Consider the following 23,126-nt stretch of genomic DNA (forward strand, 5'->3'; position numbering starts at 1 on the left):
ATGAAACCAATAATCGCGGTAATTTATGATTTTGACGGGACGCTGACGCCCGGTTCCATGCAGGACTACACTGTCCTGCCGCAGGTGGGGATAAAGGGCGCGGATTTCTGGCGTGAGCTGGAAGCCCAGATGAAGAAAACCGGCGGGGATTCCACTCTTACATACCTGCGGATGATACTGGAAAAAGCGCATAAGGCAGGGGTGCCGCTGACACGCGCGATGCTTGCAAAGCCCGCGAAAAATATAAAGTATTTTAAGGGTGTAAAATCGCACTTCCACAGGTTAAACAAATATGTGAAATCGAAAATGCCGGCTGCGGAAATGCGGCATTACATCACTTCCGGAGGCATGAAAGAGATAATACAGGGGACATCCATATTTAAGAACTTCTATAATGTTTTTGCGTGCGAGTATTATTACAACCGGCAGGGTAAGGCTGTATTTCCCAATATTGTCGTAAATGACACCAACAAGACGCAGTACATTTTTCGTATTAATAAAGGAAAGGAAAAACAGGGAGAATCCATAAATGAACATATGGATGAAAAGTTAAGGCCTATTCCTTTTAAAAACATGATATATATAGGCGACGGTTTAACCGATGTGCCGTCAATGACGGTTGTGCGCGGCGCCGGCGGATATGCTGTCGCGGTGTACGCGCCGGGGGATAAAAAAGGGTATAAGGTCTGCAGGCAGCTGCTTAAAGCGGGGCGTGCGGATTTAATGGCGGAAGCGGACTATTCGGAAAGTTCAAAACTTACGGCTCTTATAAATATGCTTGCGGATAAAATCATCGCGGATGCAAGGTACCGTTTTGAGGCGGAAAAACAAAGGGAGTAGTATTTTGCCTTCACTGCAGCCGTATAACGCCTGTTTTTAAGGGGTTAAGCGGGATGTATGGTGTTTTTACCGCTGCTGATAAACGAAAAAACTTCAAATAAACATATACAAATATTTATATCTGTTTATAATGTCAGTATAAAAAAAATAGAGGAGGTACAAGATGGCGGAAGAATTTTACGAAATGAAAAAGGCTTTTAACAGGTTTCCAAAGACAATAATTACGGTTGGTGTTTTGCTGGTTGTTTTGATATTTTTCAGGCCATGGGCTCTGGTAGGCCCCGGGGAAAGGGGAGTCATGCTGAATTTTGGAGCGGTTGAGGATAAAGTCCTTAATGAAGGCATACATTTCAGAATCCCGGTAATGCAGAGCATAGTGACTTTGGATGTTAAAGTACAGAAGGCAATGACGGAAACAATTGCTGCTTCAGCCGACCTTCAGGATGTCACATCTACGGTGGCGCTTAACTACCACATAATTCCGGACAAAGCCAATAAAGTGTATCAGGAACTTGGAGTTTTATTTAAAGACAGAATTATTGACCCTGCCATACTTGAAGTGGTTAAGGCTGTAACCGCAAGGTATTCAGCGGAAGAACTTATCACAAAAAGGCCCATAGTCGGCGAAGAGATGAGGATGAAACTTGAAGAACGTTTAAAACCGTATAATATAGCTGTAGACGCGTTTTCAATTGTGGCTTTCAGTTTCTCAAAAGTATTCACGGAAGCCATTGAAAACAAGCAGACCGCCGAACAGCTGGCGCTAAAGGCAAAACGCGACCTTGAACGTATTAAAATAGAAGCGGAGCAGAAAGTTACAGCCGCCCGCGCTGAAGCGGAATCTTTAAGGCTGCAGAAAGCCAATATCTCTGCCGACCTTATTGAACTTAGAAAGATTGAAGCAAATATGAAAGCGATTGAAAAATGGAACGGCATACTGCCTAACGTGACCGGCGCCGGCGCAGTGCCGTTTATAGGCGTGGGCGACAGCAAGTAAGGAGGATTGTCAGTCCGGAAATATATATCTGAGAAGACATTAAGAGTGTCTTAATGAATAATAAAGCAGGGGCGCAATACAATCGCGGCAGCGCGAAAGGATTTGCGCCTCTGTTTAATAAAGTACAAAATAATAACGGAGACAGTAAATGTTCGGGGAAATAGCGGTTAATTTATTGCTTGGGTTTACTCTTGCGGCTCCTATCGGGCCTGTAAATTCAGAAATTATGCGAAGGGGCCTGCAGGGCGGATTTAAGCCCGCTTTTTTATTTTCTCTTGGAGCTTGTACGGCGGATTTTATTGTTATGATTCTGGTTTTCTCCGGATTTAAAAATTTTCTGTCGGGCGGGCCCGCGGAACGTGTGATTTATTTTGCCGGTGTTTTTTTTATAATTTTTCTTGGGGTCAGGTCCTGTATAACCGCTTACGGTATAAAATCACAAAAAACAGCCGTGATTTACGGTGCGAATTACCTTCACGGATTCCTGCTGACTTTATTAAGCCCCATGACTTTAATATGGTGGACGGGGTTATCCGCTATTGTGTTTAAAAATTCAGTTTACTTCTGGCTTGCAGGCGGGGCTGCGGTACTTACGGGCGTTCTGCTATGGTCTCTGTTTTTTTCCTCTTTATCAGCTTATGGCAGAAAATTATTAAATGAAAAAATCATAAGAATTATATCCCTTGGATCCGGTGTTTTTCTTATAATCTTGGGGATGTTTTTTGCCGTGCAGGGAATAAAGGGAGGTTTATAATATGAGATATCTTCTGGAAACGGCAATTAAAATAAAAGGAGCCATGCTTCAGGCGCGCCTTGATAAAGCGGCAGAAAATCCGGAAGGCGCGCAGCAAAAACTGCTTTTATCTATTCTTAAGAAAAATGCAGCGTGTAAATACGGAAAGGCATATAATTTTTCCGCGATAAAAGATGAAGACGGCTACAGAAATAATGTTCCTGTGGTAAGGTACGGCGATATTGAACCGGATATCAGAAAAATGCTTGAAGGTGAAAAGAACATTATGACTTGCGGCCGAATTGTAATGTTCAATATGACTTCAGGAACCGGCGCTTCTCCCAAATATATTCCCATGACAGCGGAAAGTTATAAAAAGACAATGGATCTGACTTTTCACTGGCTGTATGGTGCCATAAAAGCGCATCCGAACCTTCTTGCGGGTAAAAATATAGGAATAGCAAACAAAGGTGTTGAAGAATTATCAAAAGGCAATACTGTCTGCGGTTGTTTTTCCGGAATGGTGCGGTCAGGCGCGGCTTCCCGTTTTGGCGGAATTCATGCAGTACCGGAAGAAGTTTCCATGCTGGGCGACTATAAATCCCGTTATTATCTGACTGCAAGGTTTTCTTTTGAACAAAATGTTTCTTTTATCGTCACCCCGTGCCCTCTGACGATAATTAACATGGTAAAAACAGGGATGGAGTACTCCGGGGTTATAATAGAAAGCATAAGAAAAGGCGTGCTTTTTCCTGAAGGTTTTTTTGCGGGTGAGAAGGCAGGCCCTGCCCTTATAAAAAAACTTTCAAAATACATAAAGCCAAATCCCAAAAGGGCGGATGAACTTGAAAGTATTTTAACAAAGCAAGGGCGGCTGATGCCGTACAGTATATGGCCACAAATGCAGCTTATTGGGTGCTGGACAGCGGGCAACGTGGGTTATAAGGCGGATGAACTGGACTGTTATTTTGGGAAAAGTATTGCCAAAAGGGACCTGGGCTATATAGCCAGTGAGGCGGCCAGCTCTATTCCTTTTAAAGATAATTATCCCGGGACTGTCCTGGCTGTTCAAAATAATTATTATGAGTTTATTCCGGAAGAACAGGCTGAATCCGCTTCTTATTCCGTTTTAAGCTGCTGGCAGCTTGAAAAAAATAAGAATTATAAGATACTGCTTACAAACGGCAGCGGGCTGTACAGGTATGATATAGGGGATATAATAAGGGTTGTGGATTTTTATAAAAAGGCGCCGGTGATTATTTTTCAGCGAAAATGTAATGACATAATTGATATAAGCGGTGAAAAAAATCATGTAAATCATTTTATGGAAACTTTTGCCGCGATAAAAAAAGAGTCAGGTATTGAAGTCAGGCAGTTTCGGGCTGTGGGCAACGCGGCAAAAAGCAGGTATGAAATTTATCTTGATGTTGATGAGAAAGAAGAAATCCGGCAGATGCTGCCGCAGCTGATTGAAAATACGCTTAAAGCGGTTAATCCTGAATATCTGGACGAAAGGGATTCGGGAAGGCTGGCACCGCCGGTATTTTATTTTATGAAACCGGGATGGGAAGCGCAGATTATGGGGGAACATATTAATAAAGGACGAAGGGATACCCAGTACAAATGGAAGTCAATGGCGTATGAACCGGACACGAAGGACGGAGAGTTTGTGAAGTGCACAGTCTCTATTTAAGCTAAAAAATGTAAGTTGTCAGATATGTTTTTTTGGTATAATATAAAAAAATATGGAGGTAATCATTTTATGAAAAAAATTATGATCCTTATTTTATCATTACTTGCAGTCTTTTTCATTTTTGCTGCCTGTTCCAAATCAAGCTCGCCAAGCGCGCCTGCGGCAGAGCCGTCGGGAAATACGCCGGATGAGGCAATTACAGTTGCGATGGGAAGTTCAATTACAGGGCTTACTTTTGACAGTGCATGCGATAAAGACTGGTTTAAAGTATCGGTTACAAACGGTTCTGCATATGTTTTCAGGACTTTTGACCTTACAACCGATGAAAATGACCCGGTTGGAACCGGGGATACCGATACGGTGTTGTATGTGTTTGACACTGCCGGTAAGAATGCATTAACAACTTTTGATCTTAATGATATACAGACAAATAGTCTGGTATACAATGATGACTGTGCGGTAAATTGCGGTAATGACCCGACAGGCGCGGGGTATTTAAGTACTGTTAATTATTTTGCTGACTTTACAGGCACGCTTTATTTGCTGGTTATGCCGATTGAATGTGAGGATGGCCCTGATACAGTACTTGCAAATGATGTAAACCCCGGATATTCATTTGAAGTGTTTGAGGAAGTAATTTAAGAAATAAATCCAATAAAAAGCCCGGGATAAAACCTTATTGTGTTTTTTTCCCGGGCTTTTTTTATTGCTGCCCCGACTCAGAGGCTTCGGGGAACATTTTTGCGATGTCTGTTTTTATCCTTAGAACCTTAATCTCATCGCCCTTGGATGCAAAAATCGCAACAACTTTTTCATAAAGGTTTTTTGATTTGAATTTATCGCCTTTTTCATAGTATGCTTTGGCAAGCGGTTCTATTATATAGGGGTCATCCGGAAAATCAGCATATAAAGTTTCATATTCGGATACGGCTTTGTCCCAGTTTTTTGTGGCAATATAAACCCGCGCGCACCTTATTAAAACAAGCTTTGTTTTCTCGTTCATGTAATCTCCGGTTAAACCGCTCTATTCATGTTTATCAGATAAGATTTCAAACCCCGCCCTTACTGATATACTACCACTTAACCGCTGCAAAATGGACATATATTTCTACAAAAGCGGCGGTAAAGTAATGCTGAATACTTGTTAAGGGTATACCGGAATGGTATTAATTAAGTATGTGCTGTTAATCTGTGTAAATCGCGGTTCCGGGCGCTAATACCCGGATTTCATTAATTCCTTGAAAATGCGTACGCCTTCTATAAGTTCTTTTACAGATATTGATTCATCTGCTGTGTGGGAATTTTTATCCTCGCCCGGGCCCAATACCACGCAGGGTAATCCTATGGCTGAAAAAGCGCCGGCATCCGTGGCAAACGCCGCGCCTATGGGTGTGCTGTCTAATCCTGCTTTTTTTATTCCTTCCAGTGTTTTTGTTATAAATGGGCTGCTTAAGTCCTGTGACAAGGGGTTGTCTTTGAAGTCAGATTCTGCTGTTACCTGTAAAGCGGGATCCTGTTTTCTAAGCCCGCTTATAACTTTTTCCACTTCGGGGATTACTGAATCCACATCTTCCCCCGGCATGACCCTGCGGTCCACGCGTATTATACATTCATCAGGAATTCCGTTAATCTGGCGGCCGCCGTTTATCATATTTATTGAACATTGCGCTTTTCCGCATAAAGGGTGTGCTGCGGTCAGTCCGGCGATATAGTCTTTTTCAATAACATCCATTACTTTTACCATATCCTTAATGGCCGATCTGCCTTTGGACGGGTCAGAAGCGTGTGCCGCAATGCCTTTTACAATTACCCTGAAGTGTCCTATGCCCGCGTGCGCGACTATTGGTTTTAAAGAAGTTGGCTCCGCAATTATAACTCCTGCCGGTTTAAACGTAAGTTTTGGCAGCTGCTCTCTGCAGAATGCCGTGGCGCCGCTGCGCTTTTGTTCCTCGTCCACTGTAAATAAAAGGGCAATATTATTAACCCAATTACCTTCGCTGATTAATTCTTTTAGTGCCCAGAGAGACGCTGCAATGCTGCCCTTATCATCGTTTGAACCGCGGCCAAGAACACGGCCGTCTTTTTCTTCACCGTAAAACGGGTCAAAATCCATCCCTTCTGCGGAAACGGTATCCATATGAGCGCAGAACATTATCCATGGCGCATCTTTTTTAAATTCTTTTGTAATAAGAAGGTTGGCAGCGCAGCCGGGAACGTCCAGAAGCTGCGCTTTTAAACCAAAAGATTTACTTAGTTTTTTTAAGTATTCCCCGATTTTCTGTTCCGCTTTTATTTCACCGGTAATAAACCGGTTGACGGAAGGAATGCGTACAAGCGCTATTAGAAGTTCTTTTACGGATTTTGGCTGCATACTGTGTCTCCTGATTATTTTAAGTTATTATAACAAAAGCAAGGGAGGAAAGACAGATAGATGCTTGGAGGGTTGGATGCTTGGATGCTAAAAGCTTAAGGGCTTGGATGGTTAGAGGGTTGGCGGGACGGAGGATTTTGATCCGGCAGGCGCGGGCTTTAGCCCGGGGCAGTTGATTTTAAATATATGAACCAGTGAACTATAAGCGGAAGCGAAAAACCGGCAGTTTGGAAGGACAGATGGACTATAAGTGTTGTTATGTTATAATAAAAGAAAAAAGGGAGCGATTATGAAGAGGAAAATATCTGATGCGGCGTATAATATATTTCTTATAACCGCGGGAAGCCTTATCACCGCTTTTGCCATAAAAGCTTTTCTTGTGCCTCAGGAATTTATTTCAAGGGGAGCCACCGGTATTTCGCTTATGATTTCATATAAAACGGATATTCTGCCGCTGGGCGTAATTTACCTTCTGATAAACATTCCTATATTTGCGCTTGGATGGAAATTTGTAGGAAGAAGGTTTACAGTATACTCTCTTATAGGAATGGCAATATATACGGTGATACTTGGCCTTATGCCTTTTCAGTTTCACATGCAGGATAAGATGTTGTGCGCGGTAATTGCCGGCGGGCTTTCAGGAATAGGCCTTGCCATTGCGCTGCGTTCGTACGGTTCTGCCGGCGGCGCGGATGTACTTTACATTATAATTAATAAAATGACAGGGATGTCAATTGGCACTTCGTCTATGATAATAAACGCGGTAATTATTGGTTCTATGGCCGCGTTTTTTCCGCTGGAAAATGTGCTTTACACGCTGGTGTATATCTTTGTAAATATGTATGTTACTAATAAAACTTTTCACGGGTTTGCCCACAGGCGCGCTGTTCTTATAATGTCTGAAAAATCAGATGTTATAGCGGAACATATGAAGAAAGAACGCTTTGCGTTTACCATTATTGACAGTAAAGGCGGGTATAAAGGTACACAGCAGAATATTCTGTATTCTGTTGTGGAAAGAAAAAAGATATCATATTTAAAAAGGTCAATTCTAAAAACAGACCCCAAGGCTTTTATAGCTGTTATGACCGCGGAAGATGTAACCGGAGTGGAAATAGGCAATCAGCCGCATTGGTGAACTTAGACAGTAGATATTAGATAGGTGATAGGAGACAGAGCAAAAGGAGATTATAATTGAAGCAGCTTATTGATTTTCAGAATGAATGGGAAATTCTTGCGGAAAAGGGAATGGCTGATTACAGCGCCTTAACATCAGATGAACGCGTATGGTTTAACTGCCACTCTTTGATGGAACAGGCAGACAGCGGTATTATAAGCTTTTATTATAATGAAAGCGCTGACCATGTTAATGACACTATAGAGGACCTTGGAAAGATAAAGTTTAATGAACCGGTTGAACTGTTAAAGAAAATAAACAGCCTGTTTCCGGGCGGTATTGTACCGGACATAGAAAAACGTAATGAGATTATAAACAGCTGGGATAGTGAAGAGTACAACGTAATGTTTGAAGAAATTGACGATAAATTTTACGCTTTTAAAAAACAGTTTGCTGTAAAAATATTGGATTTTATAATGGATATAGGGCTGGCTTACAGCAAATAAAACCGGGGGCAATAATGAAAAGAGGGTTTCTAATAATATCTGTTGTGCTGTTCTTTGGCGCGGTTTTTGCTTTGGAATACAGCCCTAAAGATTACTGCCCGCTTGAACCGGGATCAAAATGGACATACGGCCTGTTTAATAAGAAAGAGAATAAACAAAGGGCAGATGTACAGGCAAGTGTTAATAAACCGGAGAAATACGGCAAACTTGAATATTCTCTTTATGAAGTGCCTTCTCGCGGCATAAGGTGTTTTGTGCGGGCGGATGATGAAGGTATCTGGGTTAAGGCCGCGCAGATGAACCTTCCTGTGCTAAGTTTTATTTACGTCACCCTTGAACTTGAAAATGAAGCCAATATATTGGCAGTTCCAATTCAGGCGGGTAAAAAGTGGCGGTATGAGGGCAATGTAAAAGTAAAAACCCTTCTTATAATAAATATAAAAGCAAAGGTAATAGTAGATATGGAAAATAAAGGGTTGGAAGAAGTATCAGTAAACGGAAATACTGTAAACGCGTACCATATCAGCGCGCGTGTAAATAGAAATCTGGTGGATAATAACCCTATGACGGGAAGCTGCTGGATGGCAAACGGTATAGGGCTGGTAAAAGCGGAAACAGCAAATTCCAGATTAACAATTAAGTGATTAACCGGAGGGTAAGAATTGACTGAAGATGAAAGGCTTCTTGAAGCTGCGGAAAAGGGAGACCTTGATGCCGTGAAAGAGGCCGTAAAAAACGGCGCGGAATTCTATAATGTGGCTATGTTAAAAGCCTCTAAAACAGGCAGCCTTGACGTTATAAAGTATCTGCTGCGAAAAGGCGCGAATAATATTCCGGACGCGCTGAAAATGGCGGCAGCCTGCGGCCATGAAGAAACTGTTAAGTACCTGCTGAATAAAACGGATTCAGGATTAAACACGGCGGTTATGGCTGCGCTGGAAAGCGGCCATAACAATACCGCTGCAATAATGTTAAAAAGCGGTTCGGGAAGCCCGCGTGAACTTCTGGGCTTTGCTTATGACAACAGCGATATGGCTTTATATAATGATGTAAAACAAAAGGCGGGCAGAAAATTTACTGTGCTGCTTAAATCTGTTTTAAGCGGAAGGTTTAACGGCGCTAACCGGCGGCTTGCGGATGAAAAACTTGAAGAATTATTGAATAATGATGATGAAGTGAAATTAACAGCGGTTTTGGACGCGGGGTTTGACCCTGACCACGTAATATTTTTTAATCAGAGTATTAAAGCGCCGCTTATCCTGTGTGCTTTAGTTGGGGGTAAATTAAAAGCGGGAACGGCGGTTTTAAAACACAAACCTGAAGCGGGATTAAAAGGTTATATCTTTTTTAAAGATGAAGAGAAAGAAATTTCTGTTTTTGACCTTCAGAATGTTGAAAATGAATCTTTGTTTGGTCCGGTTTTACTGCAGGGATATGCAGGGCTTATCAAAACCCGGCCGCTTGAGGTATTAAAAGCGGCTATGCGCGGCGGTAATGAACCTGTGCTGGAAAAAATACTGCGCAATAAATCACTCTTAAAGATTTCAGGCGGTGATTTTATTACAGCTGCGCTGCTTGCAGAAAAAAGGGCCCTTGCCGGACGGCTTATTCAAAGCGGAGCTGAATTTACGCAGGCAAAGTTTTACACAAAAGAGCAGTACCTGGCAATAGCAATGCTTGCGGATAAAAACGACACAGTAATGCTTTACAGCCTAAACTCCGCCGGGCTTACAAAGAGGCGGGTAAAATATGATGTAAAGAAAAGCTGGGAAATACCGCTTGTAAAGGCGGCTTTTGACCGGAATTACAGGCTTTTATCTTTGCTGGTAAAATATTTTTTTGACCCCAATGAAAAAATCAGCGGTGAGACTACACCGCTGTCTTACTGCTCCGTAAACGGGGCGGATATTAAAGCTTTAAGCATACTAAAACGCCGTGAAGAAAAAGACGGCCAAAACCAATAAAGCTCCGGAGGTAATTATGAAAGACAGCACGGGAATACCGGGACTTGATAAAATATTAAAAGGGATAATTCCCGGCGATAATATTGTCTGGCAGACGGATGTGCTGGAACATTTTCTGCCTTATGTAAAACCATACTGTGCTTACGCGAAGTCGGAAAACAGAAAACTGATATATTTTCGTTTTTCCGGACATACGCCTTTTGCCTCTGAAGCGGACGGCGCGCAGGTGCATGTGCTTCGCCCCGAAGAGGGATTTGAAAAATTCATAACGCAGATGCATGATGTCATAGGGAAAACAGGGGACGGCGCTTATTACATATTTGATTCGCTCTCTGAACTTGCCGTACAGAACTTCAGCGAAAGCATGATAGAAAACTTTTTTGTGCTTACCTGTCCAAGGCTTTTGAAAATGAAGTGTATCGCGTATTTTGTGGTGACCAGCAACCTGAATTCATATCACGCCACAAAGCCGATAACAAAGACCACGCAGCTGATACTGGATATATACAGCAGGGACGGCCGCGACTACATTCAGCCGGTGAAGGTTGACGGCAGGTATTCTTCGGATATGTTTATGCTTCATGAACGCGCGGGGGATGATTTCTTGCCGGTTATGAACAGTTCTGATATCGCGGAAATATCCGCGTCCGAGCCGTGGTATGGGCTGCAGTCGGCGCCTTACCGGGCTGTGGGGCTGTGGGACAGGCTCTTTATAGAATCTGAAGATGTTATAGAATCGTGCAGGCGCGGGGAATGTTCTCTTGATACGGTTAACGCGATATATTTAAGGCAGTTAAAACAGATTTTTTCAACTGATGAAAGAATGCTGGAAATGGCAAAAAAGTTTATTGACCTGCCGGAACTGATACGCATATGGAAGCGGACAATAGGCACGGGAATGATTGGGGGCAAATCCGCCGGAATGCTTCTGGCGCACGCTATTTTAAAAAAACATTTTTCGGAATACGCCGGAATCATTGAAAAACATGATTCTTTTTATATAGGTTCCGATATTTTTTATTCTTTTCTTGTGCGTAACGGATGCTGGCACATAAGGCAGCAGCAGAAAGACCCGGCCACCGTTTATGAACATCTGGAAGAAGCCAAAAATCTTATTTTAAACGGAAAGTTTCAGGAAAGTGAGAAACAGAAGTTTTCGGACATGCTGGATTATTTTGGGCAGGCTCCTATAATTGTCCGTTCAAGTTCGCTTCTTGAAGACAACTTTGGCAACGCGTTTTCCGGGAAATACGAAAGCATCTTCTGCGTAAACAATGGCACAAAAGAACAGAGGCTTGAAGAGTTTTTAAAAGCAGTCCGTGTAATCTACGCCAGCACTATGTCTGAAGAAGCGCTGGCTTACAGGGCAAGGCGTAATGTCCTTGATATGGATGAACAGATGGCGCTTTTGGTGCAGAGGGTTTCCGGAACAAGGTATGAAAATATATTTATGCCGCATCTTGCCGGCGTGGGATTTTCCTATAATTCCTATAAGTGGGATGAAGACATTGACCCGTCTTCCGGGCTTATACGCCTTGTGTACGGGCTTGGAACCAGGGCCGTTGACAGGCATGACGATGATTACACACGGATAGTGGCGGTAAATGCCCCGAAAAAAAGGCCGGAAGGTAATCAAACTGATACGGTAAAGTTCACGCAAAAAAGAGTGGATGTTCTGGACATTCAGAAAAATGAACTGAAAACGGAGTACTTCACTGATATTATCAAAGAAAACCCGGGAGTAAATCCTGAAATGTTTTCGGTGGAAAAGGAATTCAACGAAACCCGGTACAGGATAATTAATTTTGATACGGTTATATCAGGCACGGAATTTATAAAAGACATGGGCAAGATGCTGCGCATATTAAGGGATAATTATGGCAGCCAGGTGGATATAGAATTTACCGCGAATTTCACGCCGGATAAAAAGTACAGGATAAACCTGCTTCAGTGCAGGCCTCAGCATGTCAGAAAGGAAAGCGGAACTTCAAGCATGCTTCCTGCCGCGGATGAAGAAAGAATAATTCTTAAGTCTAAAGGCGGGCTTGTGGGGCAGGGGCGGACAATTAAAGTGGACAGGATAATATATGTGGTGCCGGAAATTTATGGGCTGCTGCCCGAACAGGAAAGGTATGCTGTGGCACGGCTGGTGGGAAGGGCCGCTCATTTTAAAGAAGAAGCGGGTAAAAATATAATGCTCTTAGGGCCCGGAAGGTGGGGCACGCGCATGGTGCAGCTTGGCGTGCCGGTTGTATTTTCGGAGATTAACACGGTATCTGTAATATGCGAAATTGGCAGAATGCATGAAGGCCTTATCCCTGACCTTTCCATGGGAACGCATTTTTTTAATGACCTCGTGGAAATGAATATTCTGTATATTGGATTCTTTGCGTCGTCGCAGGGTAATATATTAAATGAAAAGTTTCTGCATTCGCTGCCTGATAGTTTTGCGCAGATATTTCCCGGAGAAAAAAATTATGGTGGCGCCGTCAGGGTGATAGAAAGCGATGATTTAAAGATATATCTTCAGGCGGATCCTGTGAAACAACAGTGCCTGGTATTTGCCGGATAATTTAATTTATGGGAGGTTTTATGTTGAAAGAATTTGTACTTGCTTTTATTCCTGTTTTTGTGGCGGTAAATGTTATAGGGCTTCTGCCCATATTTGTATCATTAACCCGAAAACTTAACGCGAAGGAAATTCATAAAACCCTTGTTCAGTCTTTTGTCACCGGGATTTCACTGGCTCTTGTTTTTATTTTTATCGGGAAGTGGATTTTTGCCGTGCTTGGCATTACAGTAAATGACTTTATGGTCGCGGGCGGTGTAATTCTTTTTCTGATTGCCCTGCGCGATATATTTAACATAGCAAAGCATATAGGTGAAACGTCCGAAATAGGCGCTGTGCCCATTGGCACTCCGCTTATAGTTGGGCCCGGGGTTTTAACCACATGCCTGATATTAACCGCGCAGTACGGTATTATTCCCACCATTGTATCCGTAGTGCTTAATGTCCTTATTGCCGTTTTAGTGTTAAGTTTTTCCAGGACGCTTATTAAAATGATAGGCAATACCGGGGTTATGGCTGTGTCGCGTATTATGGCTCTTCTACTTGCGGCAATTGCGGTAATGATGATAAGAAAAGGGCTGGCAGGTATGTTAATGTAATTTTACCCGTAAAATATAAATAAGCAGAAAAACGCGCGGGTTATTGTTCATTTTTTTTAACTGAAGTTTATGGTTATACCGGTTTAAAATTATATGCAGTTGATTTGACTTATTTCAGGAACTGTAGTAAAATACATTCAAATGAAGCGAAAGCTGACACAGATCGGAAGACTGGGCAAAGAGTAGGCGGGAAACCGAAGACTAATTGAAAAGTAATCCGGGGTTTATAAATCCAAAAGGTTTATAAATTCCGGATTTTTTATTTTATAACTTAAATAAAAGGAGGTATGTCATGGAAAACCCTGATAATGAAAGCAGCGGCATACCGTCCGGCGGTACGGGGCCGTATCCTGCTTAATAAACCCGCCTGAAAAATTAAAGGAGGGACAACAATGATTTTCACAGAAATTTTTACGCCGGGATTAAAAGTTAATAAAATTCTTGAAAATGTAACAGTTTCATTTTCGCGCATTGATGAGGTAAATAAAGAAGGAGCTTTTAAAAAACGCGTTCCGCTTATGCTTAACGCTTATGGTATGAAAGTTCACGGTGATCAAAGCTTGGAAAAAGGCGAGATGGTTCTTGTGGATATTGTGTGCGGCGAAAATAATACCGTGACGCTTATCGGGGAAGTCGCCGGGGTGAAAAAGCAGAAAGCCGGGGAGGCGTATGAGAATTCTATCGATTTTATCCATATGAGCCTTTCGCAAAAGTACCTGCTGAATAAAATCTTAACTGATTTAAAAACAGGCAGGTTGTGTTAAAAACGGCGGCGATGCCGCAGCAAATTACAGGGACCAAAGCGGTTTTAAAGACATGACCGGTTTAAGCCGGATCCTGTTAAAAGAAACACGGTAAAAAAACGGAGGTGTGCCATGAAAAAAATGAATGAACAGGAGACAAAAAATAACAAATTTTTTATAGACTGCAAGTATGAAGCGGATAAATATACGGAAAAGGGATGGGAAGTAAAGGAGGTAAGTTTCTGGGATTACGGCGGGCCGACATATTTGCTTGTTAAAAAAGACAAAAGAAGGGAAAATTGAAAAATGCAATGAAAAAAAGCACATAAAATAATCGTGTTAAAAAGAGCCATTTTTACCCCGATAATTAATGAATGATATTGAGGCAGGATGTGGAAAGGCAAAAAACGGCAGGTTTTTATTCTTTTTAACATGATTCCGGGAAAATTACTCTTGCCAAACGCTTTTCATTATGATATTTTATCTCTCCACGGCATAAGTATGTTCTTTTACGTATTACAGGTGCGTTAAGGGCTGTTTATGGCGTGGAACCTTGCGAAGCCAAATTTATTTGGCTTGATAAAGCCGGGTGTTTTCCATCTAAAAACACTTGGATTTATCTGTATTTTTATTGTATTAAGGCGGATAATAATTTACGCCGAAAAAAACATTTTTATGAAACGAAAGGAGTCACTGAATGAGAACGTATGAAGCAATTGTTTATTTAAGGCCGACTTTGACTGAAGAGGAAATTAAGGCCACTTTGGCAAAGGTTAAGAAGACGTTAGAAGAGGTAAAAGGCGAAGTTATAGAAGAAAAAGCGCCGGAAAAGAAGAAACTTCATTTTTTTATGAAGAAGTTTAAAGACGCTTTTGTATATTACATCAAATTCAAAGTGGATGAAAAACAGGTATTTGATGTCAGGGAAAAATTAAGGCTTACCGAAGAGGTCATAAGGTTTATGGTTTCCAATGAAGTTATAATTAAGCTGAAGAAACAAAAGGTCAGAAAACCGAAGAAAGCTGCGGTAGAAACAGCGGTTGAAAAGCCGGCGCCTGCGGACGTTCCTTCTGAAACATCACAGGGCGGCGGGGAACAGGCATAAAGCGATAAAAGGGAGGTTTGCGGGATGGCTAATTTAAACAGGGTACTTCTTATGGGAAACCTTACAAGAGACCTGGAGATAAAGTACGTGAAGACGGGGCAGCCGGTTACAAACATAAGGCTTGCTGTAAACCGCGCTTACACGACGCAGACAGGGGAAAAGAAAGAAGAAGTATGTTTTGTAAACGTTGTCGTGTGGGGTAAGCAGGCGGAAAGCTGCCACACTTATTTAAGAAAAGGCTCTTCCGTGTTTGTTGAAGGAAGGCTGCAGTCCAGAAGCTGGGAATCGGATGACGGAAAGAAAAACAGCATTCTTGAAGTAGTAGCGGACAGGGTGCAGTTCCTTGACAGAAAAGGAAAGAAAGACGAAGAATTTACCGGTGAGGATGATACGCAGGGCGCTGACGCGCCGGGCGGAACGCCTTCCGGCGGGGATGACGCCCCGTTCTAGAAATTAAAAAAAATATAAAGTGATTCAGGAGGATATATAAATGGCAATGAAACCACCAGCAGGCGGAATGAAAAGGAATTTTGTATTCAAGAGGGCAAAAAAGAAAAGGTGCAAACTTTGCACTGCGGGAAAAGATACTGTGGATTATAAAGACGTGGATTTTCTCCGCGGATTTATCACCGACAGGGGCAAGATTATACCAAGAAGGGTAACCGGCAACTGCGCCAAACATCAGCGCGCTGTTACAAGGACAGTAAAGAAATCAAGAGAAGCGGGAATGCTGCCTTTTACGGCTGAATAAGCGGAAAAATGGCAGGCGATATACTTTTTTTTCTGTCCAGCCTGGCTTTTATATTTCTTTTTTTTGGCGCCCTGGATTTTTTTATGCTGGGGCTTATTAAAAGGCAGGTAGGCTGGGTAAAGGTTATTGTTCTTGGAACCTGTTTTGTGTTTTTATCGGTTCTGGCGCTGTATCTGGTATTTAAAGCTTCTACGGGACATGATATGAAAGAATATATGGACCGGGAGCTTAATAGAAGCGTGGAAGCTGCAGTAGAAGCACAAAGAAAAGCCGGGCTTCCCGAAGCGGACATACAGGCGGCAAAAAAACAGGTGGAGCTGTTTGTAGTTAAGACCGCTCCGGCATGGTCGATGTTAAGCGTGCTTTTTATGGTTTTTTTAAACTACACTTTCACCAGGATGTACGCGCTGAAAAAGTTTGGAATAGAGCACAAAATGGCGCCGTTTTCTTTCTGGTGGCTTGACTTAAAAGTAATGTGGCTGGCACTGGCGGCCATGGCTGTTCTGGCAGGGCGAGACTTAATAAATAATGAAGCGATGCAGACAGCCGCGATAAACGTGCTCTTTGTACTTGGTAACTTATATTTTCTTATAGGGCTTTCAGTGGCTTCCTTTTTTATGGATAAAAGGGGAATGCCGGGCTTTGTAAAAATACTTGTTTATATGTCCGCGGTGTTTTTACCGCTTATGTCAGCGGTACTTATAGCCACGGGCGCGCTTGATACATGGTTTAGTTTCAGAAAAGCTAAAGCAATAAACATAAAAGGATAAAAAAAACTGTACGGAGGTAATCATGGAAGTCATATTAAAAGAAAACGTAAAAAAATTAGGAAACGCAGGGGACCTTGTAAAAGTAACTGACGGATATGCCAGGAATTTTCTTTTTCCACAGAACATGGCTATGCCTGTTTCTGACAAGAACTTAAAATCAATTCAGGAAGAGATGAAAAGGCGTTCTGTCAAGCTTGAAGCCAAAAAAGACAAACTTAAAGAAATGGCCGGGCAGCTTGAAGGTAAAGAATTTACCGTAAAGAAAAAAGCGTCAGCCGATGACAAACTTTTTGGTTCTGTTACCGAAGCAGACGTGGCAGCGGCAATTAAAGCGGCCGGTTATGACGTAAATAAAAGCAACATAAAGATGGAATCGCATATCAAAGAAGTTGGAAACTTTGCCGTAAAAGTAAAACTTAAGGGCGACATAGAATCCAATGTAGTTCTTTGGGTGGTTAAGGAAGCCTGAACTAAGCAGGGCAAAGGCGGGCTTTAATGTCTGAAAAAACAATTCAGGGGAAAGTGCCCCCGCAGAACGCGGAGGCCGAACAGTCCTTGCTTGGCAGCATTCTTCTTCGCGGCCAGGCAATAGACGTGGTCATACCCATAATCACAGCCGAAGATTTTTATGATGTCAGGCACAAGAAAATATATTCTGCCATGTTTGAACTGCAGACAGTGGGCGGGGCAATAGACAGCCTGACTCTTATTGACAAACTTAACGGCACCGGAGAGCTTGAATCGGTGGGCGGGGCCACATATATTTCCGACCTTTCAAATCTTATGCCCACGTGGATGCACGTGGAAGATTACGCCAAAATAATCCGTGAAAAAGCTGATTTAAGAAAACTTATAGGCATTTCCGCCGAAATACTGGAGAATTCTTTTGACGAAGAAAAACCTTCCAGAGAAATAATTGAAGCCGCGGAAAATCAGATATTTTCCATAACAGAAAAAAGCAGGGGTTCGCTGCGCGAAGTAAAAGACATGATTCATGATGTTTACGTGCAGATGGATGAAATGGGAAGGATGAAGGACGAGCTTATAGGCCTTGAGACCGGATACAAAAAGATAGACGAAGCAACATCGGGGCTTACGGGCGGGTCGCTTGTCATTGTGGCCGCAAGGCCGTCTTTGGGAAAAACATCGCTTGTGCTTAATATCGCGCACAGGCTTGCCACCAGAAAACAGAAGAATATCCTTTTCTTCAGTTTTGAAATGAGCGCGGAGGATCTTATAAGAAGGATGCTTGCGACCGGTTCCAGGGTCAGCATTCAGAAGATAAGGACCGGCAAGTACATGACCAAAGAAGAAAAACAGAAGATACTTGAAGCGGCAGGCGTATTGTCCGAAACAAGGATGTTTATAGACACGGATGATAACGGCGTTTTTGAAATGCGCGCTAAAGTAAGGACTATAATGTCGCAGTTAAAAAGAGAAAACAAGTCGCTTGACCTTATAATAATAGATTACATGCAGCTGGTAAAACCGGACGCTTCCATTAAATCGCGCGAACAGCAGATTTCCACAATATCCAGGGCCATGAAGGCGATGGCAAGGGAAACAAATATCCCGGTAATTGCGCTGTCACAGTTAAACCGGGAATCGGAAAAAAGGGACCGCACCAAAAGCGGCAAGCGGATAGAACCCAAACTTTCAGACTTGCGCGAAAGCGGCGCCATAGAGCAGGATGCCGACGTTGTTATATTTATTGACCGTGATGATGAAAAAGACACCGAAGGCGTGGAACAGCAGGGAAGCGCGGAGCGGTTTGTAAAGGTAAGGCGCTGCAGGCTTATAATCGCCAAAAACCGTAACGGCCCAACGCTGACGCAGCCTGTATTGTTCCTTCCGGAACTTACATGCTTTGAGGAGACCACAGAACTTCAGAATGACGAGGCTTTCAGCTGATGCGTGAAAGATACGAGTGTAACGCGTGCGCCCATATAGACATGTCCGCGCTGTCGCACAATTTTATCCTTGCCGGCAGGCTGTCCGGCGGGCGGGAAATAATACCGGTTATAAAAGCCAACGCTTACGGGCACGGCTCTGTTGAAGTTGCCTCTTATCTGACAGAAAATCTTGGGGCAAAAAAACTTGCGGTAGCCAGGGTAAATGAAGGTATTGAAATCCGAGCAGGGCAGATTAATTCTTCCATTATAATACTTGGTGGTTTTTATGAAGATGAAATTCAGGAATTAATTCACTATAACCTTGAACCTTCTGTATATGATATGCCCCTGCTGTGCCTGCTGGATAAAAAAGCCGCCGCGGCAAAAAAAATAATAAAAGTACACCTTAAAATAAACACGGGAATGAACAGGCTTGGCGTTAAACCCGAAAAAGCCCCTGGATTCATAAATTTTATCAGAAACAGTAATTTTCTAAAACTTGAATCTGTCTACACGCATTTCGCGGATGCCGACCTTGCCAATGACAAAAGGACAAAAAAACAGTCATTAATACTTGAATCTTTAAAAAAGGCAGCCGGGCCTGATGTGCTTTTTCACGCGGCAAATTCCGCTGCAATTTTAAAATATCCTTTCGCGCATTTTGATGCGGTAAGGCCGGGAATTATGATGTACGGTTCGTACTGCGATAAAAAAACAGCCAAATCATTATTGCCGGTGATGACGCTAAAAACTTCAGTCGCGCAGGTGATTGGCCTTAAGAGCGGCGACAAAGTAAGCTATGGCGGCAGGTACACCGCGCGTAAAAAAGAATATGCCGCGGTTATTTCCATAGGCTACGGCGACGGCTTCCCGCGTTCTTTATCGGGTAAGGGCGAAGTTATGATTAACGGCAAAAAAAGAAAAGTGCTTGGCACTGTGTGTATGGACCTGACAGTGGTACAGGCGGACAAAAATGTAAAGCAGGGCGACGCTGTGCTTGTTTTTGGCAGGGATGGAAAAAATATTATGCCCATTGAAAAAATGGCGGAAGACGCGGGTACCATTGCTTATGAAATTCTTACCGGAATATCCGACAGGGTAAAAAGAATTTATAAATATTAATTCATGACTCCGGAGAATAGATGATAATACTGGGAATAGATCCCGGCACCGCGCGCTGCGGCTACGGGGTGATAGAAAAAAAGGGAAGCGCTGTCAGGGCCGCGGCTTACGGGCTTATAGAGACAGACAAAGATATGGAACCCGCCTTAAGGCTTAAAAAGATATATAATGAACTTTCTGATATAATAGATAAATACAAACCGGAATTTGTGTCAGTGGAAAAACTTTTCTTTAATAAAAATGTGACTACGGCGATAAGCGTTGCGGAAGCAAGGGGTGTAATTCTTCTTTCCGCGGTTTTGGCCGGTGCGCAGATAAGGGAATACACACCGATGCAGGTGAAGATGGCGCTTACCGGTTACGGCAAAGCCGATAAAAAGCAGATGCAGGAAATGATAAAAATGCTGCTTGGTTTAAAGGCGGTTCCAAAACCGGATGATGTGGCTGACGCGCTGGCAATAGCGGTGTGCTGTTCCAGTTTTTATAAGTTTGAAAATTTTAAAAATACAGGCGGAAAAAAATGATAGCTTTTGTGGAAGGCAGAATAGACAGTCTGGCGGAAAATTACGCTGTTATAGACGTTAATGGTGTGGGCTACGGGATATTTATTTCCGCTGCCACATATCTTGATATAAAGGACGTAACAGCGCCGGTCAGGCTTTATACTTACATGAATGTCAGGGAAGACGCGCAGGAATTATACGGCTTTATTACCCTGCAGGAAAAAGAGACTTTTTTAATGTTAATTTCCGTCAATGGAATAGGCGCCAAAGCGGGAATGACCATACTGGGAAATATTACAATAGACGCGTTAAAGCGCGCGATTGGCAGCGAAAATATTGAAGCGCTTACAAAGATACCGGGCTTAGGCAGAAAAAAAGCGGAACGCATTATTCTTGAACTTAAGGATAAATGTAAATCCATGGCAGTAAAAGAACCAAAAGGCGGAAACATCCCTGACGAAGAAGAATACATACAGGTTTTAACCGCGCTTGGTTTTAATTACGGGCAGGCAAGGGAAGCGTTAAAGGAAGCGTTAAGGAGTATTGAAGGTACTGCGGATAAAGAAAAAGTAATTAAGGAAGCGCTGAAAAGGCTGGGATAGTTTTGGATGCTTAGAGGCTTGGATGCTTAGAGGCTTGGTAAAAGCGAGTTAAGCTATAAGCAGTTAAGCAGAAGCGGTAAGTCGGGCGGTTTAGCAGCTTGGTTTGGATTTGGTAGGCGCACCCTTTAGGGTGCGGCAGTTGGTCTAAAAAATGGCAAGTTAAACTATAAGCAGTTAAGCAGAAGCGGAATACATAGCTCGGCGGCTGCAAAAATAAAGGATTATGTAGGGACAGCGCTCCTGCGCTGTCCGTTAGAACTTTGGATTCAGCATATGATTTAAATTCAAATGGAGAATTGGATGAAAGACGACAAAGATACAGAGCGCATAGTGGAAGGGTTTGCGGAGCCGGAAGAGCGGGTACGGGAAAACGCTTTACGGCCCAAACTGCTTACTGATTATATAGGTCAGGAAAGCGTAAAAGAGAAACTTAAAATATTAATTGAGGCGGCTAAGAAAAGAAAAGAACCGCCGGAGCATATTTTATTTTACGGTCCGCCCGGGCTTGGAAAGACCACTTTATCGCACATCATTGCCAATGAACTTGGCGTAAATATTAAATCAACAGCAGGGCCTGTAATAGAAAAAGCCGGTGACCTTGCGGCTATTATCACCAACCTTGAAGAAAACGACATTCTTTTTATAGACGAGATACACAGGCTTAATCATTCGGTTGAAGAAATAATGTATCCGGCGCTGGAAGACGGCGTGCTGGATATTGTAATAGGCAAGGGGCCGTCCGCAAAAACATTCAGGATAAATCTGCCTAAGTTCACGCTTATAGGCGCGACCACAAGGGCGGGCATGATATCCGCCCCTTTAAGGGAGCGTTTTGGCGCTGTGTACAGGGTGGATTTTTATGATACTGATTCCATAGCAATTATTTTAAAACGTTCCGCGGAAATTCTTGGGGTTAAGTCAGACAAAGAGGGTATTTACGAAATTGCAAGGCGCTCGCGCGGGACACCAAGGGTGGCAAACAGGCTGTTAAAGCGCGTAAGGGATTTTGCGCAGGTTAAAGCGCTTGGCGTTATTGACGTTAAAACCGCAAAGGCCGCGCTTGCCATGCTTGAAATTGATGAAATAGGCCTTGATAATATGGACAGAAAGGTCATAACCACAATCATAGAAAAATTCAAAGGCGGCCCTGTGGGAATAGAAACCATTGCGGTAGCGGTATCTGAAGAAGCCGATACTATAGAAGATGTGTATGAACCGTTTTTAATTCAGCTTGGTTTTATTCAAAGGACATCATCCGGGCGCAAGGTTACAGGCAAGGCATATGAACATTTTGGGTATAAGAAACCGGAAAATGGAGAGTTATTTTAACTGACAGGTGACAAGTGACAAGTTTCAGGTGACAGGTTACAACTGACGGCTTGCAGTTGGTAACCTGTAACTTGTAACCTGAAACTTGTAACTAAAAAGGAGATATCGTGCAGGATAAAAATATCAGGATACGCGTGGCGGGGATATGCCTGGATAAAAATAACAGGCTGTTGCTGGTCAACCACCAGAAGAATGGCAAGTCGTACTGGCTTTTGCCGGGCGGCGGCGTGGAATACGGCGAGACCCTGCACGAAGCGTTAAAGCGCGAGTTTATGGAAGAGATGTCCCTGAATGTGAAAAAAGCGGGGGAACTGCTTTTTGTCAATGATTCCATATACCCCGGAGGAAAAAGGCACGTTATTAATATGTATTTTAGGGTGCGGGTATCCGGCGTGTTAAAACCAAACCCTGACCACATCCTGAAAAACGCCGTTTATATGAAAAAAAGTGAATTTAAAAAAATACTGTTTTATCCGGATATAAAAAATGATATAATGAGTATGTGGTCAAATAAGTTTATGAAACAGGCGGGATATTTAAAAACTAAGTGGAAAGACTAAGGGGAGGTATTAATTATGGAAGGTTTAAATATTAAGGTTACGGATAAAGGTGATATAAAAGTGGTAAGCTGTCAGGGTTACATTGACACCACCACATCATCCCTTCTTGAAAATAAAATGGCGGAACTTATTCAGGGCAAAAAATTTAAGATAATAATGGACCTTGGAGAAGTGGACTACATAAGCAGTGCAGGATGGGGTATCTTTATCAGTGAAATTAAGAACATAAGAAAGAATAAAGGCGACCTGAAACTTGTAAATATGAAGCAGGAAGTAATGGAAATATTTGAACTTCTGGATTTCACGAACATCCTGGAGTATTACAAAACCGCGGACGAAGCAGCAAAAAAATTCAAGTAA

Annotated in this window: 26 protein-coding genes; 24 read left to right on the plus strand and 2 right to left on the minus strand. The window is 42.7% G+C overall.

The genetic code is table 11. The features are described from left to right. The 5 genes from CVV21_09950 (at position 1) to CVV21_09970 (ending at position 4,905) form a co-directional block, all read left to right on the plus strand. Complete coding sequence (locus CVV21_09950; GenBank protein PKL91105.1) at positions 1–840, plus strand: haloacid dehalogenase-like hydrolase; 840 nt, start codon at positions 1–3, stop codon at positions 838–840. Positions 841–1,003: 163 nt separating this feature from the next. Continuing rightward, positions 1,004–1,837, plus strand: coding sequence for an HflC protein (locus CVV21_09955; protein ID PKL91106.1), 834 nt, complete (start codon positions 1,004–1,006; stop codon positions 1,835–1,837). Positions 1,838–1,985: 148 nt separating this feature from the next. Beyond that, positions 1,986–2,591, plus strand: coding sequence for a hypothetical protein (locus CVV21_09960; protein PKL91107.1), 606 nt, complete (start codon positions 1,986–1,988; stop codon positions 2,589–2,591). Position 2,592: 1 nt separating this feature from the next. Continuing rightward, positions 2,593–4,263, plus strand: a complete 1,671-nt coding sequence (locus tag CVV21_09965) for a hypothetical protein (protein PKL91108.1) — start codon at positions 2,593–2,595, stop codon at positions 4,261–4,263. 69 nt (positions 4,264–4,332) lie between these two features. Beyond that, positions 4,333–4,905 (plus strand): hypothetical protein, encoded by a 573-nt coding sequence (locus CVV21_09970; protein PKL91109.1) that lies wholly within the window; start codon positions 4,333–4,335, stop codon positions 4,903–4,905. Positions 4,906–4,966: 61 nt separating this feature from the next. Here CVV21_09970 and CVV21_09975 read toward each other — a convergent pair whose 3' ends face one another. Together CVV21_09975 and CVV21_09980 are read right to left on the minus strand one after the other, a co-directional pair. Then, positions 4,967–5,266 carry a hypothetical protein gene (locus CVV21_09975; protein PKL91110.1) on the minus strand — a complete coding sequence of 100 codons (300 nt, stop codon included), beginning with the start codon at positions 5,264–5,266 and terminating at the stop codon, positions 4,967–4,969. Positions 5,267–5,476: 210 nt separating this feature from the next. Further along, positions 5,477–6,634 carry a hypothetical protein gene (locus tag CVV21_09980; GenBank protein PKL91111.1) on the minus strand — a complete coding sequence of 386 codons (1,158 nt, stop codon included), beginning with the start codon at positions 6,632–6,634 and terminating at the stop codon, positions 5,477–5,479. 289 nt (positions 6,635–6,923) lie between these two features. Between CVV21_09980 and CVV21_09985 the strand changes: the two genes are divergently transcribed. The 19 genes from CVV21_09985 (at position 6,924) to CVV21_10075 (ending at position 23,126) form a co-directional block, all read left to right on the plus strand. Further along, the gene (locus CVV21_09985; protein ID PKL91112.1) at positions 6,924–7,772 is read left to right on the plus strand and encodes a YitT family protein; all 849 of its coding nucleotides are present in this window, start codon (positions 6,924–6,926) and stop codon (positions 7,770–7,772) included. A gap of 56 nt (positions 7,773–7,828) precedes the next feature. After that, positions 7,829–8,257: a hypothetical protein gene (locus CVV21_09990; GenBank protein PKL91113.1), complete on the plus strand. Its 429-nt coding sequence runs from the start codon at positions 7,829–7,831 to the stop codon at positions 8,255–8,257. Between the two features lie 14 nt (positions 8,258–8,271). Continuing rightward, a complete protein-coding gene (locus tag CVV21_09995; protein ID PKL91114.1) occupies positions 8,272–8,901 on the plus strand; it encodes a hypothetical protein in 630 nt (209 codons plus the stop codon). A gap of 18 nt (positions 8,902–8,919) precedes the next feature. Beyond that, positions 8,920–10,221: a hypothetical protein gene (locus tag CVV21_10000; protein ID PKL91115.1), complete on the plus strand. Its 1,302-nt coding sequence runs from the start codon at positions 8,920–8,922 to the stop codon at positions 10,219–10,221. A 16-nt stretch (positions 10,222–10,237) separates the two neighbouring features. Beyond that, positions 10,238–12,793, plus strand: coding sequence for a pyruvate, phosphate dikinase (locus CVV21_10005; GenBank protein ID PKL91116.1), 2,556 nt, complete (start codon positions 10,238–10,240; stop codon positions 12,791–12,793). Positions 12,794–12,801: 8 nt separating this feature from the next. After that, positions 12,802–13,389: a hypothetical protein gene (locus CVV21_10010; protein ID PKL91117.1), complete on the plus strand. Its 588-nt coding sequence runs from the start codon at positions 12,802–12,804 to the stop codon at positions 13,387–13,389. Between the two features lie 392 nt (positions 13,390–13,781). Continuing rightward, the gene (locus tag CVV21_10015) at positions 13,782–14,153 is read left to right on the plus strand and encodes a hypothetical protein (GenBank protein PKL91118.1); all 372 of its coding nucleotides are present in this window, start codon (positions 13,782–13,784) and stop codon (positions 14,151–14,153) included. A 676-nt stretch (positions 14,154–14,829) separates the two neighbouring features. Beyond that, positions 14,830–15,237, plus strand: a complete 408-nt coding sequence (gene rpsF, locus CVV21_10020; GenBank protein ID PKL91119.1) for a 30S ribosomal protein S6 — start codon at positions 14,830–14,832, stop codon at positions 15,235–15,237. 24 nt (positions 15,238–15,261) lie between these two features. Further along, complete coding sequence (locus CVV21_10025; protein PKL91120.1) at positions 15,262–15,687, plus strand: single-stranded DNA-binding protein; 426 nt, start codon at positions 15,262–15,264, stop codon at positions 15,685–15,687. A gap of 46 nt (positions 15,688–15,733) precedes the next feature. Further along, complete coding sequence (gene rpsR / locus CVV21_10030) at positions 15,734–15,988, plus strand: 30S ribosomal protein S18 (protein ID PKL91159.1); 255 nt, start codon at positions 15,734–15,736, stop codon at positions 15,986–15,988. An 8-nt stretch (positions 15,989–15,996) separates the two neighbouring features. Further along, positions 15,997–16,758, plus strand: coding sequence for a hypothetical protein (locus tag CVV21_10035; protein ID PKL91121.1), 762 nt, complete (start codon positions 15,997–15,999; stop codon positions 16,756–16,758). 22 nt (positions 16,759–16,780) lie between these two features. Then, complete coding sequence (locus CVV21_10040; protein ID PKL91122.1) at positions 16,781–17,227, plus strand: 50S ribosomal protein L9; 447 nt, start codon at positions 16,781–16,783, stop codon at positions 17,225–17,227. A gap of 26 nt (positions 17,228–17,253) precedes the next feature. Continuing rightward, positions 17,254–18,669 (plus strand): replicative DNA helicase, encoded by a 1,416-nt coding sequence (dnaB, locus tag CVV21_10045; GenBank protein ID PKL91123.1) that lies wholly within the window; start codon positions 17,254–17,256, stop codon positions 18,667–18,669. Beyond that, positions 18,669–19,772, plus strand: coding sequence for an alanine racemase (gene alr, locus CVV21_10050; protein PKL91124.1), 1,104 nt, complete (start codon positions 18,669–18,671; stop codon positions 19,770–19,772). Before dnaB ends, alr begins: the two co-directional genes overlap by 1 nt. 20 nt (positions 19,773–19,792) lie before the next feature. After that, positions 19,793–20,296 (plus strand): crossover junction endodeoxyribonuclease RuvC, encoded by a 504-nt coding sequence (locus CVV21_10055; protein PKL91125.1) that lies wholly within the window; start codon positions 19,793–19,795, stop codon positions 20,294–20,296. Continuing rightward, positions 20,293–20,877, plus strand: coding sequence for a Holliday junction branch migration protein RuvA (locus CVV21_10060; GenBank protein ID PKL91126.1), 585 nt, complete (start codon positions 20,293–20,295; stop codon positions 20,875–20,877). Before CVV21_10055 ends, CVV21_10060 begins: the two co-directional genes overlap by 4 nt. 300 nt (positions 20,878–21,177) lie before the next feature. Further along, positions 21,178–22,206 (plus strand): Holliday junction branch migration DNA helicase RuvB, encoded by a 1,029-nt coding sequence (locus CVV21_10065; protein ID PKL91127.1) that lies wholly within the window; start codon positions 21,178–21,180, stop codon positions 22,204–22,206. 104 nt (positions 22,207–22,310) lie between these two features. Then, positions 22,311–22,766, plus strand: a complete 456-nt coding sequence (locus tag CVV21_10070; protein PKL91128.1) for an NUDIX hydrolase — start codon at positions 22,311–22,313, stop codon at positions 22,764–22,766. 15 nt (positions 22,767–22,781) lie between these two features. Further along, the gene (locus CVV21_10075; GenBank protein ID PKL91129.1) at positions 22,782–23,126 is read left to right on the plus strand and encodes an anti-sigma factor antagonist; all 345 of its coding nucleotides are present in this window, start codon (positions 22,782–22,784) and stop codon (positions 23,124–23,126) included.

It is taken from the genome of Candidatus Goldiibacteriota bacterium HGW-Goldbacteria-1 (assembly GCA_002839855.1).
Classification (GTDB): Bacteria; Oederibacteriota; PGYV01; order PGYV01; family PGYV01; genus PGYV01.